Origin of the sequence: Streptomyces sp. 840.1 (assembly GCF_003751445.1) — a bacterium.
Classification (GTDB): Bacteria; Actinomycetota; Actinomycetes; order Streptomycetales; family Streptomycetaceae; genus Streptomyces.
This window is the reverse complement of record NZ_RJUU01000002.1, coordinates 1,315,562-1,331,572: the sequence shown is the minus strand read 5'-3', so window position 1 is coordinate 1,331,572 and position 16,011 is coordinate 1,315,562. Positions and strand designations below refer to the sequence as shown.

The following is a 16,011-nucleotide window of genomic DNA, read 5'->3' as shown; positions in this document are numbered from 1 at the left end:
ACCGACGCAGAATCGACGCGCAACGCCCAACAGCCCCGCGAATGGGAACATGAGGGGGGTGCGTCCACCGCATCCGGGCGCCTCGAAGCGCGTGATGCGCGACGACGAGGCACGGTGAACCGAGCGGGTACCCCAGCCGATGCGGAGATCCCATGACGAGCAGCGACAGCGCGGAGAAGAAGACCGGGAAGCCCTTGCACTGCCTGGTGACGGGGGCCACCGGATACATCGGGGGCCGGCTGGTGCCCGAGCTCCTGGAAGCCGGGCACCGGGTGCGGTGCATGGTGCGCAGCCCCCACAAGCTGCGGGACTACCCGTGGGCCCAGGACGTGGAGATCGTCCGGGGCGATGTCACCGACGCGGACTCGGTCGCATCGGCCATGGCCGATATCGACGTGGCCTACTACCTGGTGCACGCGCTGACGACCGGGGCCGACTTCGAGGAGACGGACCGCAGGTCGGCCACGGTCTTCGCGGAGTCGGCCGTTTCGCGGGGCGTCGGCCGGATCGTCTACCTCGGCGGACTCACGCCGCCGGGCGTACCCGAGGGGGAACTCTCGCCGCATCTGCGTTCGCGCGCCGAGGTCGGCAGGATCCTGCTGGATTCCGGGGTCCCGACCACCGCCCTGCGGGCCGCCGTGATCATCGGATCCGGTTCGGCCTCGTTCGAGATGCTGCGCTACCTCACCGAACGGCTGCCGGTCATGGTGACGCCCAGCTGGGTGTCGACCCGGATCCAGCCGATCGCGGTCCGGGACGTGCTGCGCTACCTGGTCGGCAGCGCCAGGATGCCCCGGGACGTGAACCGCGCCTTCGACATCGGGGGCCCGGACGTCATCACCTACCGCGACATGATGCAGCGGTACGCGGAGATCGCGGCCCTCCCGCACCGGCTGATCCTGCCCGTCCCGATGCTGACGCCCCGGCTGTCCAGCCACTGGATCGGGCTCGTCACCCCCGTTCCCAGGTCGATCGCACGGCCGCTCGCGGAGTCGCTGCGGTACGAGGTCGTGTGCCAGGAGCACGACATCGTGCGGTACGTGCCCGACGGGCCGGGGCAGCCCTTCACGTTCGAGCGGGCCCTGCGCCTCGCCCTCCAGCGGGTGCGCGAGGCCAAGGTCACCACCCGGTGGTCCTCGGCGTCGGTGCCCGGGGTGCCGAGCGACCCGCTGCCCACGGACCCCGACTGGGCCGGTGGCAGCCTGTACACGGATGTGCGGGAACTCGATGTCGAGGCGTCGCCGCAGGCCCTGTGGAAGGTCGTCGAGGGCATCGGCGGCGATCACGGCTGGTACTCGTTCCCGCTGGCGTGGGCGGTGCGCGGCTGGCTCGACCGGCTGGTGGGAGGGGTGGGCCTGCGCCGGGGGCGGCGGGACACCGACCGGCTCCGGGTGGGCGACTCCCTGGACTTCTGGCGCGTCGAGGAGATCGAGCCCGGCCATCTGCTGCGGCTGCGCGCGGAGATGCGGCTGCCGGGCCTGGCCTGGCTGGAGATGTACGCGGAACAGGACGACCGGGGCCGGGCGCACTACCGGCAGCGGGCGCTGTTCCATCCCCGCGGGCTGCTCGGTCACGCGTACTGGTGGAGCGTGTCGCCGTTCCACGCGGTCGTGTTCGGCGGCATGGCCCGCAACATCGCGCGGGCGGCCACGGGGCAGGCGTCCGCCGCGCCTGCGGAGGAACGCGGCGCACTGTCCCGGTGACCGGCGCATCCGCCGGGGGCCCGCAGACGGAACAGGGGCATATCCACGCCCCCGACCAGGAGTTGCGCCATGACCGTAGCGGTCGTCCTCTTCACCGCCGATCTCCGTCTGCACGACCATCCGCCGTTGCACGCCGCGCTCGCGTCGTCGGACGAGATCGTGCCCCTGTTCGTCCGCGACACGGGGATCGAGGCGGCGGGGTTCGGCGCCCCGAACCGCCGCGCGTTCCTCGCCGACTGCCTGCGGGATCTCGACGAGGGGCTGCGCGAACGGGGCGGCCGGCTGGTGATCCGCTCGGGCGACGTGGTCACCGAGGTGTGCCGGGTCGTCTCCGAGAGCGGTGCGGGCGACGTCCACGTGGCCGCCGGGGTCAGCGCCTACGCCCATGGCCGCGAGGAGCGGCTGCGGGCGGCCCTGGAGTCCGGCGGAGCCCGGCTGCACGTCCACGACGGCGTGGTCACCGCGGTCGCGCCGGGCGCGGTGACCCCCGCGGGTTCGGACCACTTCGCGGTGTTCACCCCGTACTTCAGGCGCTGGTCCGGGGAGCGCGTGCGTGACCCGTTCGGCGCGCCCCGAACGGTCCGGGTGCCGGACGGTCCGAGGTCCGAGGACGTGCCGGTCCGCTCCCGTGTGCCGGGCGTCTCGGCGGGGCTCGCCGAGGGCGGTGAGCAGGAGGCCCGCAAGCGGTTCACGGCCTGGCGACGCCACGGGCTCGCGTCGTACGAGGACCGCCACGACGACCTGCCGGGCGACGCCACGTCCCGGCTCTCCCCGCACCTGCACTTCGGCACCCTCTCGCCGGCAGAGCTGATCCACCGGGCCCGTACGGCAGGTGGCGCCGGGGCCGACGCGTTCGTCCGGCAGCTGTGCTGGCGCGAGTTCCATCACCAGGTCCTGGCCGCCAGGCCCGCGGCCGCCCGGCTGGACTACCGCACCCGGCACGACCACTGGCGGTCCGGGGCCGCTGCCGCCGAGGAGACCGAGGCCTGGCGGCAGGGGCACACCGGCTACCCGGTGGTCGACGCCGCGATGCGCCAGCTGCGGCACGAGGGCTGGATGCACAACCGAGGACGGCTGCTCGCGGCGGGCTTCCTGACCAAGACCCTGTACGTGGACTGGCGCGTCGGCGCCCGGCACTTCCTGGATCTGCTGGTGGACGGAGACGTCGCCAACAACCAGCTGAACTGGCAGTGGATGGCCGGCACCGGGACGGACAGCCGCCCCAACCGGGTGCTCAACCCGGTGCTCCAGGCCAAGCGCTACGACCCGGACGGCGACTACGTCCGGCGGTGGGTGCCGGAGCTGGCTTCCGTTGCCGGACCCGCCGTGCACGAGCCGTGGAAGCTGCGCGGGGCGGAGCGCGCCCGGCTGGAGTATCCGGATCCGGTGGTGGAGCTGCCCGACGCGCTGGCCCGGTTCAAGCAGGCACGCGGCCTGGAGTGAACGCCGTTGTGCCTGCGCGGGTGCGCGCCCGCGCAGGCACAACGGCATGGCACGGCGCGCCGCACCGGGGACAACGCGCCCCGCCGGGCCCGGCGGCAGCGAAAATGCCGCCATGCCGACTACCGACGCCCCCTCCGCCCCGGCCGGCCGTGACACCGTGGACGGGTCGCGCGGCCATGCGGCCCTGCTCCTGCTGTCGGCGGCGTCCGGGGCGGCGGACGCGTTCGTGTTCATCTGCGTGGGCCAGGTCTTCGCCGGGGTGATGACGGGGAACCTGGTCCTGCTGGGCGCGTCGGCGGCCGGGGCGGGCGAGGAGGGGGTGGCGCTGCGTGTCGTCACCGCGCTCGTCTCGTACGGATGCGGGGTGGCCTGGGGTGCGGTGACCGGTGAGCGGGTGTGGCGGCGGCTGCCGGTCATGCTGACGGCCGAGGTGGTGCTGCTCGCCGCGGGTGCGGTGCTGTGGGGGCTGGGTGTGATCACGTCGGGCGCGGACCGGCTGGGGCTGCTGGCTCTCATGGGGCTCGCGATGGGGGTCCAGGGCCGGCTGCGGGCCACGCCGACGAACTACTTCACCGGCACGCTGACCTCGCTCGTCGGCCGGCTGGCCGTGGGGTCGTGGCGGCGGGGCGACGGCTGGGTGGCCGGCCGCCTCGCGGCCGTGGTGGCGGGTGCGGCGGCAGCCGCACTTGCCGTGCGCGAGCGGCCGGAGACCGGGGCCGTGGCGGCGGCCGCCCTCGCGGCGGCGGCGCTGCTGATCGAGGCCGCACCGCGTCGGCGGTGAGCCGCGACGGGAGTACCGAGCTCCGGAAAAAGGGGAAGCCCCGGCCGGATCGGGGGAATCCAGCCGGGGCGGTTCTTGGTGTGTGCGCTCAGCGCGCCATCACATATAGGTGAACGATAAACCATTGCCTCGCGTTCCCGGGAATCCGCCCTCCGGACTGTGATCCGGAGCACGGGCACGGGGACGCGGGCACGGCGGACCGCTCCGCACTCAGCGCTCCTCGCGGAAGAGGACGTGCTCCCCGGCGGCGGGGTCGTACTTGCGCAGGACCAGCCGGTCGGGGCTGTTGCGACGACTCTTGCGCGTCACATACGTCTGCCCCGTGCCCGCGGTCGAGCGGAGCGTGACGAGGGGACGGGACTCACTTCGGGCCATGGTTACCTCCGTGCTCGCGAACCGAATCCGCACCAAGACGGTAACGGGATTCGTTTTCGTTCTGCCCGTCCAACGCCGCACCGCCCGGCCGCATTCCCGCCCGCTCCGAGCCCGGACCCCGAAGCCGCCGGCCGCAGGTCCGGCACTCCCCCGCGAGCCGTCACGCCAGGGCGTCACGATCGTTGACCGCAGTGCCCGGCACAGCGAACGACTGCCCGAGGAATGTGACCATGCACCTGAAGAACACCCTTTCCGCCATCGCGGCCACCGCGATGATCACCGCCTGCGCGATGACGGCGGCGGGCCCGGCGGCAGCCGCCGGCGGCACCGCTCCCGCGTGCGTGGCGCGCGAGGTCGTCAAGCAGGACAAGACGGCCTGGACGACGAACAACTGCGGCCGGAACATGCACATCAAGCTCGTCATCGACCACGGACCCGACAAGCAGTGCTGGACCACGTTCCCCGGCGAGACCCTCAAGTGGACGTGGAAGGTGGGCTCGTACGGCCGCATCGCCGTCTGCTGAGGCGGGCGGCCGGGCCCGTCCCGGCGGCCCGCGACACCCGGCCGGAGGCCTCGCCACCCCGCGGAGCCTCCGGCCCGCATATGCCCCGGCGCGTCGCACCCGCCCCGCGCGGAGCCGGCACGAACGGGTGCGCCGAAGGCCTGGGCGCGCCGGATCACTTGCCTCAACGGCCTTGAAAAGAAAGGCTGTTCGAAAGGCAGCCGCGCCGTTCAGCCGCTGGCATATGCCAGAAGCAAGAACGCATCGAGTGTTGCCAAACCGCTTACGGGCCCCAGCCGGCTGTGCGACAGTCGTATTCGGTCCACCCTCAGACCTGGTTGTACCGCGCCTGTATCGGAGTACGTCATGCCGTCCCACCTGTCCGCGGACCGCCCCGCCCCCCAGCCGCCCGAGCGCGATGCCGTCGACGCGTTGATCAGCCGGACGCGTCGGCTGCGCGGCGATGTGGACGCGGTGCGGCGCGATGCCGTGGCGGTCGACGAGGACGATCCGCAGATGCGCTGGCAGCGCGCGCTCTGCGATCTGGCGGTCCATCACCTGGACGATCTCGGGGCGCACCTGGGACAGCTCAAGGAGGGGCTGCCGCCCGAGGCCGCGGAGCAGCTCGCGGCCGAGTTGTCGCTGGGAACGGGGCAGGTTCCCCTCAGCGAGGAGCGGCCGGGATCGCTGATCGGCCGGGTGGGCAGCGCGGAGTGGAATCTGCTGACGGACGAGGTCAGCTGGTCCGACGAGCTGCTCCAGATCTTCGGCCGGACCGCGGAGGCCGGACCCCTCTCCCTGGACGATCTGCCCACCGTGCTCTTCCCCGAGGACCAGCCGGCGCTCACCGCCCTGGTGACGGACTGCCTGGTCGACGGGAAGCCGATAGACGGGGAGTTCCGGATCAACCGCCCCGACGGCGGGACCCGCACCCTGCACATGATGGGCGAACCCGTCCTCGACGCCGACGGCTGCACCGCATCCATGTGGGCGGTCCTGCGCGACGTGAGCGAGCTGCGGCGCAGCCAGCAGACGGTGCGCCGCACCCAGGACTCGCTCCGCCGCCAGCAGCACATCGACCGCACGGAGCACCGGATCGCGGTCGAACTGCAGCAGGCCGTGCTCCCGCCGTGGCGGGGTTCACTGCGCCTCCCGGACCAGGGGCCCGGGGTTCTGGACATCGCGGCCCACTACCTCCCTTCCGGGTCCAGCGACCTGATCGGCGGCGGCTGGTACGACGCCATGGAACTCCCGGACGGCAGGACGCTGCTCACCGTCGGCGATCTGACCGGTCACGGCATCCAGGCCACCTCGGCCATGACAATGATCCTCGGAGCCCTGCGCGGCATGGCGATGGCCGGCATCGACCCCGGGGCGCTGATGGGCCATCTGAACCAGCTGCTGGAGACGTCGGTCCAGCCCGCCCTCGGCAGCGCGGTGTGCTGCCGGTTCGACCCCGGGACCCGCACCCTGGACTGGGCGCAGGCCGGGCACCCCGCGCCGCTGCTGTTCCGCGACGGAACCGGGCGCCCGCTGCCCCAGCCCGACGGCGTCCTGCTCGGCGCGGCCTCGGGCGTCGCCTACGAGCAGGACGAGGCTCACCTGCTGCCCGGCGATGTGCTGGTGCTCCACACCGACGGCCTGGCCCGGACCGATGACGGGCGCGGCGGACTCCGTCCGGGCACCGAGGCACTGCTCGAACTCGCGCCGCGTTTCGCCGGGGCCCGTTCGGCGCAGGACTGTGTACGCACCGTCGCCGAGGAGTTCGGCGGCAGCCCTCGGCTGGACGACGCATGTGTGCTGATCGCCCGCATCGGCGCGTAGGCACCGGCACACGGCGTATTGCGGCAAGGGCGCACCGAGCTGCGCCCGGGGTCAGATCTCGGAGCTCCTGGTCCGCTGCTTGATGAGGGACCTTTGCGGCAGGGAACGCTCGATCTCCTCGCGCAGGTCCTCGATCTTCGCGTACCCCGCGAACTGGCCGGTGAGCCGGTACATCTCGCGCAGCCGGTCCCAGGTGCGGTGCGAGGAGGTCTCCCCCATCGTCACCAGGGCGAGCCGGGCATAGCGGTCGGCCTGCTCCGGGTCGTCGGCGATGAAGCACGCCGAGGCGAGCGAGATGTAGTCGAAGATCTTGGACCGCTGGCGCCCGTTGACCCGCAGTTCGAGTGCCTGCTTCGCGTGCCGCTGGGCGATGACGGCCGCGGCGGGCTCGTGCTCGGCCAGGGTGCGGAACGCGAGTGCCTGCATACCGTGCAGATCCGCCTCGTCGAACATCTGCATCCAGCTGGGCGCCGGGACATCGCCCTTGTCCGAGATGAAGAGCTCCTCGGCCAGGCCCAGCGTGCGCCGCATGGCCTGGCCCCGGCCCATGGCGGCCTGTGCCCAGGCCTCGATGGTGTGCAGCATGGCCTGGGTGCGCGGCAGGACCATGTCGCCCGAGCCGGACTTGGCGAGCTTCATGAGGTCGAGCGCGTCGTCCGGGCGGCCCAGGTGGCACATCTGGCGGGCCGCCCTGGACAGGGCCTCGCCCGCGCGCGGGCGGTCACCGCCCTCGCGCGCCGCGTGCGCCGCGATGACGAAGTACTTCTGGGCCGTCGGTTCGAGGCCGATGTCGTGCGACATCCACCCCGCGAGTACGGCGAGATTGGCAGCGACGCCCCAGAGGCGGCGCTGCAGATGGTCGGGGTGGCGGTAGGCCAGCATGCCGCCCACCTCGTTGAGCTGGCCCACCACGGCCTTGCGCTGGAGACCGCCGCCCCGGGAGGCGTCCCAGGCGCGGAACACCTCCACGGACCGCTCCAGCGCCTCGATCTCCTGCGAACCGATGGGCGCGGCCTCGTACCGGTCGAAACCGGCCGGGTCCGCGTGCACGGGATCGTCGGTGCGTGGCGCGTCGGCCGCCAGTACGGGGTCGGTGTGCAGCCAGTCGTGCATGGGGCCGGCGATGGTGGAGCCGGCGGCGAGCGCGGCGCCCGCGCTCACCAAGCCGCGTCGGTTGAGCATGAGGTCCATTCCCGTGAATTCGGTGAGGACCGCTGCCGTCCGCTCGGGCGCCCAGGGGAGTTGGTCGGGATTGTCTTCCGTCCCGGTCTCTCGCCGTTTCCCCACACGCCCGCGTCGGCCGAACCCGAGGTCCTCGATGGTCACGACACGACCGAGCCGCTCGGTGAACAGGGCTGCCAGCACTTTGGGAACGGGATCGCGGGGGGATTCCCCCATGTCGATCCAGCGTCTCACCCGCGAGGTGTCGGTGGCGAGCTGGGGGTGGCCCATGGCCGCCGCCTGCCTGTTCACCATTCTCGCGAGTTCGCCCTTGGACCAGCCGGCAAGGCCGAACAGGTCCGACAGACGGGTGTTGGGTTCTCCGGTCACGTCAAGCCCCCAGGTTCTCGGCTGTGTTGACAGTAACCCCCTGTCAGATGCCCTGCGACTATTCGCCAGGGTTCGCCAGGGTCCGCCAGATGGTCTGCCACCCTCGCACCGGTGTCAGGTAGGAAAGCGCCACCCCGCCCGGCAGCCCTAGGTACTCCCCAGGGTGCCGAACGGCCGCCGGCCGGGGCGGCGCACGCAACTTGTCGGCGCACGAAGGGATCTGTCTCGCCCATGTACACAGCATCGTCCTCCGTGTCCGCCCCGCCCCGGCCGCTCCGTCCTCTCGGGTCGGGCGGCGGACCGTATCTCGACCCCCGCGCCGCTGTTCCGGCGCCCGGCATGGGTCGGGCCCGGCGCATGGCAGGGCCGGGCGCCCACTCGCTCAGCGGAAGACTGGACCTGTCCGGCCCGCAGGGCGCGCAGCTGAGGATGGCGATCGCCTCGGTGCACCGGATCTGCCCGGAGTTCAACCCGGTACAGGTGCTGCGGCGCAGCGGCCGTTCGGTGCTGCTCGTCGGTTCCACCGGACGGGCGACCGCGGTGGCCAAGTGCTTACTCGACCACTCCCCGGCGTGGTCGGAGCGGTTCCGGCACGAAATAGCGGCATACCGGGCGTTCGTCCGGCACCGCCCGCCGGTACGGGTGCCCCGGCTCATCGCGGCGGACCCGGAGAACTGCACCCTGGTCATCGAACGGATGCCCGGCCGGGTAGCGGCACTGACGAGGCATCCGTCGGAGGCGCCACCGCGGGCCGACCTGCGGGCGGTGCTCGGAGCGGTCAGCCGGGTCAACGCCTGGCGGCCGCCGCCCGGCCTCTTCGAGGCCCCGCTGGACTACGCGGCGCGCATCTCGCGCTACCACGAGCTGGGGCTGTTCACCGATCGCGACCTGGGCGATCTGCAGAAGCTCCTGCACGGTCTGGCCCACGCGGGCGGCCGTCAGGGGATGGGGCAGTTCTGTCACGGTGACGCGCTGCTCTCCAACATCCTGCTGTCGCCCACCGGTCCGGTGCTGGTCGACTGGGAGCACGCCGGCTGGTATCTGCCGGGGTACGACCTGGCGACGCTGTGGACGGTGCTGGGCGACGCGCCGGTGGCCCGGCGTCAGATCAGCCAGCTCGCCCAGGTCGCGGGCCCGGCGGCGCGGGACGCCTTCCTCGTCAACCTGATGCTCGTACTGACGCGGGAGATCCGTACCTACGAGACGGCCGTGCAGCGGGCCATGCGGGACACCGCGGCCCCCCGGGCCGGCCAGGACCGGCCGGGCGCCCTCTCCTCGGGCGAGGAGCAGCGCCTGCTGCTGCGCAGGCTGCATGACGACTGCGCGCTCGCCAGGCGGGCCGTACGAGCCGCGGTCGGCACTCGCTGACCCTCCCGGGGGACGCGCGCTGCGGGCCCGGTGCCGACACACCGGGCCCGCAGCGCGCTGTGTCACGCCCGCCCCCGGACAGGCGCGCTCAGTGGACGCGCGCTCAATCCACGCGCTCTCAGTGCGCGCGGACGATGTCCACGTCGGCGGCCTTCACGAAGGCGATGCGGTGCCCGATCTGGACGGTCACGTACTTCTCCTTGCCCCGGAAGAAGGAGTGGTCCAGCGGGAGCGAGGCGTCGATCGTCGGGGCGTAGTAGAAGCCGGTGGGGGCCTCGCCGCCGCCCGGGTAGGACTGGCCCGCCTTGATCGTGTACTGGAGCGGCGCGCCGACCCGCTTGTCCGCGAAGCCCTCGGGGTACTCGGACTTCTCCGGGTAGGCCACGCCGTACACCGGCACCTCGGCCCGGCCCGCCTTCGGCCGCACGACGTAGCCCGCGGTGGGGGTGGTGGTGCGGGCGCCGGCCGGTGTCTCGAACCAGGCCTTCCGGCCGTACCACCAGATCGCCGTCCAGCCGGGCGCGTGGCCCGCGACGACGGCCTGCTGGGTCGCGCTGATCTTGCTGCCCCAGTCGGCGGCGCAGTTGGTGCCGGGCGAGCCGTCCTTGTGCAGGCCGGGGTCGGAGAAGAGGGGTGCGTCGGTGGCGGGCTCCGTGTGGAGCGGGACGGCGCTGGAGCCCTGGACGGGCAGGTCCACGTTCTTCTCGCAGTCGCGGAAGGCCTGCTTGTTCTCCTTGAACCGCGGACTGACGGTGACGAGTTCACTGTTCTTGCGGGCTGTTGGCAGGGTGGGCCTGCCGAGCAGGGCCATGAAGCGGTTCCAGTCCCAGTAGGTGCCCGGGTCCCAGTGCATGCCGGCGGTGCCGGCGGCGCTGGTGGGCGGTACCCCATCGTGGCCGATGATGTGCTGGCGGTCGAGCGGGATGTCGTACTTGGCGGCGAGGTAGCGCACCAGTGCGGCGGTCGAGCGGTACATCTCGGGGGTGTACCACTTGGCGCCGTCCACGGCGACGCCCTCCTGCTCGATGCCGATGGAGTTGGAGTTGAGGTACCAGTTCCCGGCCTGCCAGGCGACGTCCTTGCCCTTCACCATCTGCGTGACGTGGCCGTCGCCGGAACGCACCACGTAGTGGGCGGAGGTCTGCTTCAGCGGGTTCTGGAAGATGTCCAGGGTGGTGTCGAAGTCCTCCTCGGTGTCGTGGAGGACGATGAACTTGATCTTGTTGCTGTGCGGCCGGTCAGCGGTGTCGTAGTTGCCGTACGTCTCCTTGTCGGCCGGGTCGCCGGTCTGCTGGTAGGCCGCCGGGACCCAGTCGCATTCGAGGCCGCGCGGGCATTCGGGCCGTACCCCGTCCGCACCGGCCTGCGCGGTGGGACTGAGCAGCGCGAGACTCAGCGCGCCGACAGTGGTGAACGCGACCGCGATTCCGGTCCTCTGCTTGGACGTCATGACAACCCTTCTTGGAGCTGTGCGCTTTCCGGGCTTGCGTCGTGCGCGCACACTCTGTGACCTGAGGTGAGAGGACGTCAAGAGCGCTGCGGGGGCGGCGGATCGAACCAGTGGACCAGACCACTGGCAGGGGTGCTGACCTGCGAAGGGCGATGGGACGCGGGTTTCTGGCGACGCCACAATTTATGTGACTAATCGAGCCGGTGCGTGCCCCGAACGGCCGAGGGGTAGTGCTCGCGCGGACACGACGAACCGCGTGACGCCCACGCGGAGACTCTCGGAAAGGCCGTACGCACATGGCTCAGCCCTTCACCCTGCCGGACTTCTACGTTCCGTATCCGGCGCGGCTCAATCCTCATGTCGAGGAGGCCCGACAGCACACCAAGGGGTGGGCACGCGCCATAGGAATGCTGGAGGGGTCGGGCATCTGGGAGGAGAAGGACCTCGATTCCCACGACTACGCGCTGCTGTGCGCGTACACCCACCCCGACTGCCCGGCCGAGGCCCTGTCGCTGGTGACCGACTGGTACGTGTGGGTCTTCTTCTTCGACGACCACTTCCTGGAGCTGTTCAAACGCACCCCGGACCGGGCGGGCGGCAAACGGTATCTGGACCGGCTGCCCGCCTTCATGCCGATGGAGCGCGGTGCGCCGACGCCCGAGCCGGAGAACCCGGTGGAGGCGGGACTGGCCGATCTGTGGGCACGGACCGTGCCGGCGATGTCCGACGGCTGGCGGGCGCGGTTCGCCGAGTCGACGAGGAACCTGCTCAACGAGTCGCTGTGGGAGCTCGCGAACATCAACGAGGGCCGCATCGCGAACCCCGTCGAGTACATCGAGATGCGCCGCAAGGTGGGCGGGGCGCCGTGGTCGGCGGGGCTGGTGGAGTACGCGGCCGGCGCCGAGGTGCCCGACGCGGTGGCCGGTGAACGGGCGCTGCGGGTGCTGCGCGACGCCTTCTCCGACGCCGTCCACCTGCGCAACGACCTCTTCTCGTACCAGCGCGAGGTCGAGGACGAGGGCGAGAACAGCAACGGCGTGCTGGTCCTCGAGCACTTCCTGGGCTGCTCGACGCAGGAGGCCGCCGAGTCGGTGAACGATCTGCTGACGTCGCGGCTCCAGCAGTTCGAGAACACCGCCCTGACCGAACTCGGTCCGCTCTGCTCCGAGAGCGCGCTCGATCCGGCGCAGACCGCGGCAGTCCTGGCGTACGTCAAGGGCCTCCAGGACTGGCAGTCCGGCGGCCACGAGTGGCACATGCGCTCCAGTCGCTACATGAACGGCGGAGGGGCCGAGCAGGCGACGCCGGGCTTCGGGATGGCGGCCGCCTCGATCCGGTTCACTCCCCGGTCGGAGTCGGCCAGGCTGCGCAGTCACACGTATCTGCCCTACCAGCATGTCGGCCCGTCCCTGCTGCCCGATTTCGACCTGCCGTTCGGCACGACGCTCAGTCCGCATCTGGGCGGGGCCCGGCTGCGGCTCGTCGACTGGTCGTCGCGGATGGGCATCCTGGAGTCGCAGCCCGGGGTGCCCGGCTCGCACATCTGGGACGAGGAACGGCTGCTGGCGATCGATCTGCCGCTGTGCGCGGCGGGCATCCACCCCGACGCCACCCCTGACGAACTCGACCTGTCCTCCCAGTGGCTGGCCTGGGGGACCTACGGCGACGACTGGTTCCCGGTGGTGCACGGACGGGCCCGTGACCTGGCGGGGGCGAAGGTGGCCAACGCGCGGCTGTCCCGGTTCATGCCGCTGGACGGGACGCCCGCGCCCGAGCCGGTCAACGCGCTGGAGCGCGGGCTGGGCGACCTGTGGGAGCGCACGGCGGCGCCGATGGACCAGAGCGGCCGGCGCGCCTTCCGTACCTGCATCGAGGACATGACGGCGAGCTGGGTGTGGGAGCTGGCGAACCAGGCGCAGAACCGGATCCCCGATCCGGTGGACTACGTCGAGATGCGGCGCATGACCTTCGGTTCGGATCTGACGATGAGTCTGTGCCGGCTGGGGCACGGCAGGAAGGTTCCGCCGGAGATCTACGACAGCGGCCCGCTGCGTTCCCTGGAGAACGCGGCGGCGGACTACGCCGCGCTGCTCAACGACCTGTTCTCGTACCAGAAGGAGATCGAGTACGAGGGCGAGGTGCACAACGGCGTCCTGGTGGTGCAGAACTTCTTCGGGGTGGACTATCCGACCGGGATGCGGCTCGTGTACGACCTGATGAAGTCGCGGCTGCGGCAGTTCCTGCATGTCGCCGAGCACGAACTGCCGGTGCTGTACGCCGACTTCGGGCTGGATGACGAGGCGCGCGAGATCCTGGCGGGCTACGTGCTGGAGCTGAAGCACTGGATCGCGGGGATCCTGATCTGGCACCGGGGCTGCCGGCGCTACCGCGAGGAGGATCTGCGGCGGGGCACGGCGGCCCCGTGGCACCTGAGCGGTCCCACGGGGCCGGGCACTTCCTCCACCCGGATCTCCTCGCTGTTCGGTCAGCTCTCGGGGGTCAGTGTGTAGCTCTGTCCCGCGAGTGCCCGGAAGGTCTTCGAGCCGCCCGGGAACAGGGTGCCGGCGACGGTGACGTCGCGGGTCCGGCTCGCCGTGACGACCACGCGGCGGGCCGTGCCCGAGGACCATTCGATGTCGACGGTGAATCCGCCCCGGGCGCGCAGGCCGCGCACCGACCCCTGCGGCCAGGAGGCCGGGAGCGCCGGGAGGATCTCGACGGTGTCGTGCTGGCTCTGCAGCAGCATCTCCGCGACGCCGGACGCGGCACCGAAGTTCCCGTCGATCTGGAAGGGCGGGTGGGTGTCCCAGAGGTTGGGCAGGGTGGAGCTCTTCAGCTGCTCGGAGAGCATCTTGTGCGCGTGGTCGCCGTCCCGCAGCCGCGCCCAGAAGTTGATCTTCCAGGCCTTGGACCAGCCGGTGCCGCCGTCGCCTCGGGCGCCGAGGGAGACCTTGGCCGCCTCGGCCCACCGGCTCCCGGCCTCGATCTGCCGTCCGGGGTGGAGGCCGAAGAGGTGGGAGACGTGGCGGTGGTCGTCGGCCGGGTCGTCCCGGTCGGTCTTCCACTCCTGGAGCTGGCCCCAGGAACCGGTCCGCAGACCGGGGTCGAGCTGGTCCAGCGCGGTTTCCAGCCTGCCCCGGAAGGCCGCGTCGTCCCCCAGGGTCCCGGCGGCCTCCAGGGTGCTGGTGAGCAGGTCGTGGACGATCTGCTGGGACATCGCGGCACCGGCGGTGAAGTCCCCGTGCTCGGGCGAGTAGCTCGGGGTGACGACGAGCAGTCCGTCACGGGGGTCGGTGCGCAGATTGGCCAGCCAGAACTCCGCGGCCTCCTTCATCGCCGGGTAGGCGGTGGCGCGCAGGTAGTCGGTGGATCCGTTGAACCGGTAGTGCTCGTACATCTGCTGGGTGAGCCAGGCGGCGGCCTCGGGGAACCAGAACGAGGTGGAGTAGTCGTGCACGCCGGTGAATCCGTAGGGGTTGGTCTCGTTGTGCACGACCCAGCCGGCGCTGCCGAACATCTCCTTCGCCGTCCGGCGGCCGGGCTCGCGCATGGCCTCGACGTAGCGGTCGTAGGGAGCGGTGGTCTCGGCGAGGTTGGTGACTTCCGCGAGCCAGTAGTTCATCTGGATGTTGATGTTGGTGTGGTAGTCGGCGGACCAGGGCGGGGTGGTGGAGTTGTTCCAGACGCCCTGGAGGTTGGCGGGCAGTGAACCCTCGCGCGAGGAGGCGATCAGCAGGTAGCGCCCGTACTGGAAGAACAGGGCCTCAAGGGCCCGGTCCGCCGGGGTGCCACCTCCGGTGTACCCGCTGAGCAGCTGGTCGGTGGGCAGGTCGGGCAGCTGCTGGCCGATGTCGAGCGCCACGCGGTCGAAGAGGGCGCGGTGGTCGGCGGTGTGGGTGTCGCGGACCTGCTCGTAGGAGGCGCCGGCCGCGGCGTCGACGGCGGCGGTGACCTTGTCGTGCGGGTCCGCGCCCCGGTAGCCGGGATAGGTGTCCGCGTAGTCGGTGCCGGCTGCGAGGAAGAACCAGGCGCTGTCGGCGCCGGTGACGGTGAGGCTTCCGTCGGCGTCGGCGGTGACGGTGCCACCCCGGGTACGGACCCGGAGCTGGGCCTCGAAGCGGAGTCCGTTGTCCTTGAGCGCGCCCCGTACGGTGAGCCGGTCGCCGTCGGCGGCCGCGGTGCAGTCGGCGCGCGGTGAGGTGTAGCGCAGCGTGAGGGTCACCTGTCCCGGCCGGTCCGCAGTGAACCGTCCTCCGATCACGCCGCCCGGGTGCGAGACGAAGTACTCCCTGGTGTGGGCGGCCCCGTCCCGGGTGTAGCCGACGCTCGCGAGTGCGGTGCGCAGGTCCAGGGCGCGGCGGTAGGAGGCGTCGGGGGCGGCGGGGGCGCCCGGCACGTCGATCAGCAGGTCCCCGAAGACCTGGTAGGCGCCGTAGCCCCGGCGGGACTGGCCGAGCTCCGCGACGACCGCGTCGGGGCCGAGGGCGCCGTCGGAGTCGAGGCGCCTGCGGATGCTGTCGAGGGCGTCGGGTCTGGGGGCGGTCCAGTTGCCGAAGTCGTACCCGTCGGCCGAGCCCGGCCCGCCCGACCACAGGGTCTTCTCGTTGAAGGTGAGACGTTCGGTGGCGAGCGTGCCGTGGACGCTCGCACCGAGGGCGCCGCCCCCGATAGGCAATGATTCACGCTCCCAGTCGGCGGCCGGTGCGAGGTAGTGGAGCACCGGGTTGGGCAGCTCCCTCTTGGCTGCCGCCTTCACCGATTCATCGGAGGTACCGGCGGCAGCGGCCGTACCGGATAATCCTGGAACTCCCAGTGCCAGGGCTCCAGTTGCGCCGATCGCCGTCTTCACCGTGGTGCGTCGCGTCATCCCGGATGTCATGCCGAGTGACGGTAGAGGTCCGACGACTAATAAAACAAGACGCGTGACAAAGTCGCCTCCTGGACGGAGGCCAATGACTTCGGACGGAGGTGCCGCCGCCGGACCGGACGGCGCGGGCCCTGCGACGGCCCGGC

At 71.6% G+C, this 16,011-nt stretch carries 11 protein-coding genes; 7 read left to right on the top strand and 4 right to left on the bottom strand.

All coding sequences use genetic code 11. The features are described from left to right. Positions 1-152: 152 nt before the first annotated feature. The 3 genes from EDD93_RS32000 (at position 153) to EDD93_RS31990 (ending at position 3,927) form a co-directional block, all read left to right on the top strand. On the top strand, positions 153-1,703 hold the full coding sequence (locus EDD93_RS32000) for an SDR family oxidoreductase (protein ID WP_123529128.1): 1,551 nt from the start codon (positions 153-155) through the stop codon (positions 1,701-1,703). A 69-nt stretch (positions 1,704-1,772) separates the two neighbouring features. Next, positions 1,773-3,146, top strand: coding sequence for a deoxyribodipyrimidine photo-lyase (locus tag EDD93_RS31995; protein WP_123529126.1), 1,374 nt, complete (start codon positions 1,773-1,775; stop codon positions 3,144-3,146). A gap of 112 nt (positions 3,147-3,258) precedes the next feature. Continuing rightward, positions 3,259-3,927, top strand: coding sequence for a YoaK family protein (locus tag EDD93_RS31990; protein WP_260256019.1), 669 nt, complete (start codon positions 3,259-3,261; stop codon positions 3,925-3,927). Positions 3,928-4,137: 210 nt separating this feature from the next. Here the strand turns inward: EDD93_RS31990 and rpmG are convergent, their stop codons facing one another. After that, a complete protein-coding gene (gene rpmG, locus EDD93_RS31985) occupies positions 4,138-4,302 on the bottom strand; it encodes a 50S ribosomal protein L33 (RefSeq protein ID WP_123529506.1) in 165 nt (54 codons plus the stop codon). A 230-nt stretch (positions 4,303-4,532) separates the two neighbouring features. Between rpmG and EDD93_RS31980 the strand changes: the two genes are divergently transcribed. Together EDD93_RS31980 and EDD93_RS31975 are read left to right on the top strand one after the other, a co-directional pair. Further along, on the top strand, positions 4,533-4,826 hold the full coding sequence (locus tag EDD93_RS31980) for a hypothetical protein (RefSeq protein ID WP_123529124.1): 294 nt from the start codon (positions 4,533-4,535) through the stop codon (positions 4,824-4,826). A gap of 345 nt (positions 4,827-5,171) precedes the next feature. Then, positions 5,172-6,629 carry a PP2C family protein-serine/threonine phosphatase gene (locus EDD93_RS31975; protein ID WP_123529122.1) on the top strand — a complete coding sequence of 486 codons (1,458 nt, stop codon included), beginning with the start codon at positions 5,172-5,174 and terminating at the stop codon, positions 6,627-6,629. A gap of 51 nt (positions 6,630-6,680) precedes the next feature. Here EDD93_RS31975 and EDD93_RS31970 read toward each other — a convergent pair whose 3' ends face one another. After that, the gene (locus EDD93_RS31970) at positions 6,681-8,180 is read right to left on the bottom strand and encodes a hypothetical protein (RefSeq protein ID WP_123529120.1); all 1,500 of its coding nucleotides are present in this window, start codon (positions 8,178-8,180) and stop codon (positions 6,681-6,683) included. 231 nt (positions 8,181-8,411) lie between these two features. Here EDD93_RS31970 and EDD93_RS31965 point away from each other — a divergent pair, with 231 nt between their 5' ends. Further along, positions 8,412-9,548 carry an aminoglycoside phosphotransferase family protein gene (locus EDD93_RS31965; protein ID WP_123529118.1) on the top strand — a complete coding sequence of 379 codons (1,137 nt, stop codon included), beginning with the start codon at positions 8,412-8,414 and terminating at the stop codon, positions 9,546-9,548. A 118-nt stretch (positions 9,549-9,666) separates the two neighbouring features. Here EDD93_RS31965 and EDD93_RS31960 read toward each other — a convergent pair whose 3' ends face one another. Beyond that, positions 9,667-10,998 carry an N-acetylmuramoyl-L-alanine amidase gene (locus tag EDD93_RS31960; protein WP_123529116.1) on the bottom strand — a complete coding sequence of 444 codons (1,332 nt, stop codon included), beginning with the start codon at positions 10,996-10,998 and terminating at the stop codon, positions 9,667-9,669. 296 nt (positions 10,999-11,294) lie between these two features. On the opposite strand from EDD93_RS31960, the gene EDD93_RS31955 reads away from it, so the two are divergent. Further along, complete coding sequence (locus tag EDD93_RS31955) at positions 11,295-13,508, top strand: terpene synthase family protein (RefSeq protein ID WP_123529114.1); 2,214 nt, start codon at positions 11,295-11,297, stop codon at positions 13,506-13,508. On the opposite strand, the gene EDD93_RS31950 is transcribed toward EDD93_RS31955, so the two are convergent. Beyond that, positions 13,484-15,718 carry a glycosyl hydrolase family 95 catalytic domain-containing protein gene (locus EDD93_RS31950; RefSeq protein WP_123529504.1) on the bottom strand — a complete coding sequence of 745 codons (2,235 nt, stop codon included), beginning with the start codon at positions 15,716-15,718 and terminating at the stop codon, positions 13,484-13,486. The two genes, EDD93_RS31955 and EDD93_RS31950, sit on opposite strands and share 25 nt — an antisense overlap. Positions 15,719-16,011 lie beyond the last annotated feature (293 nt).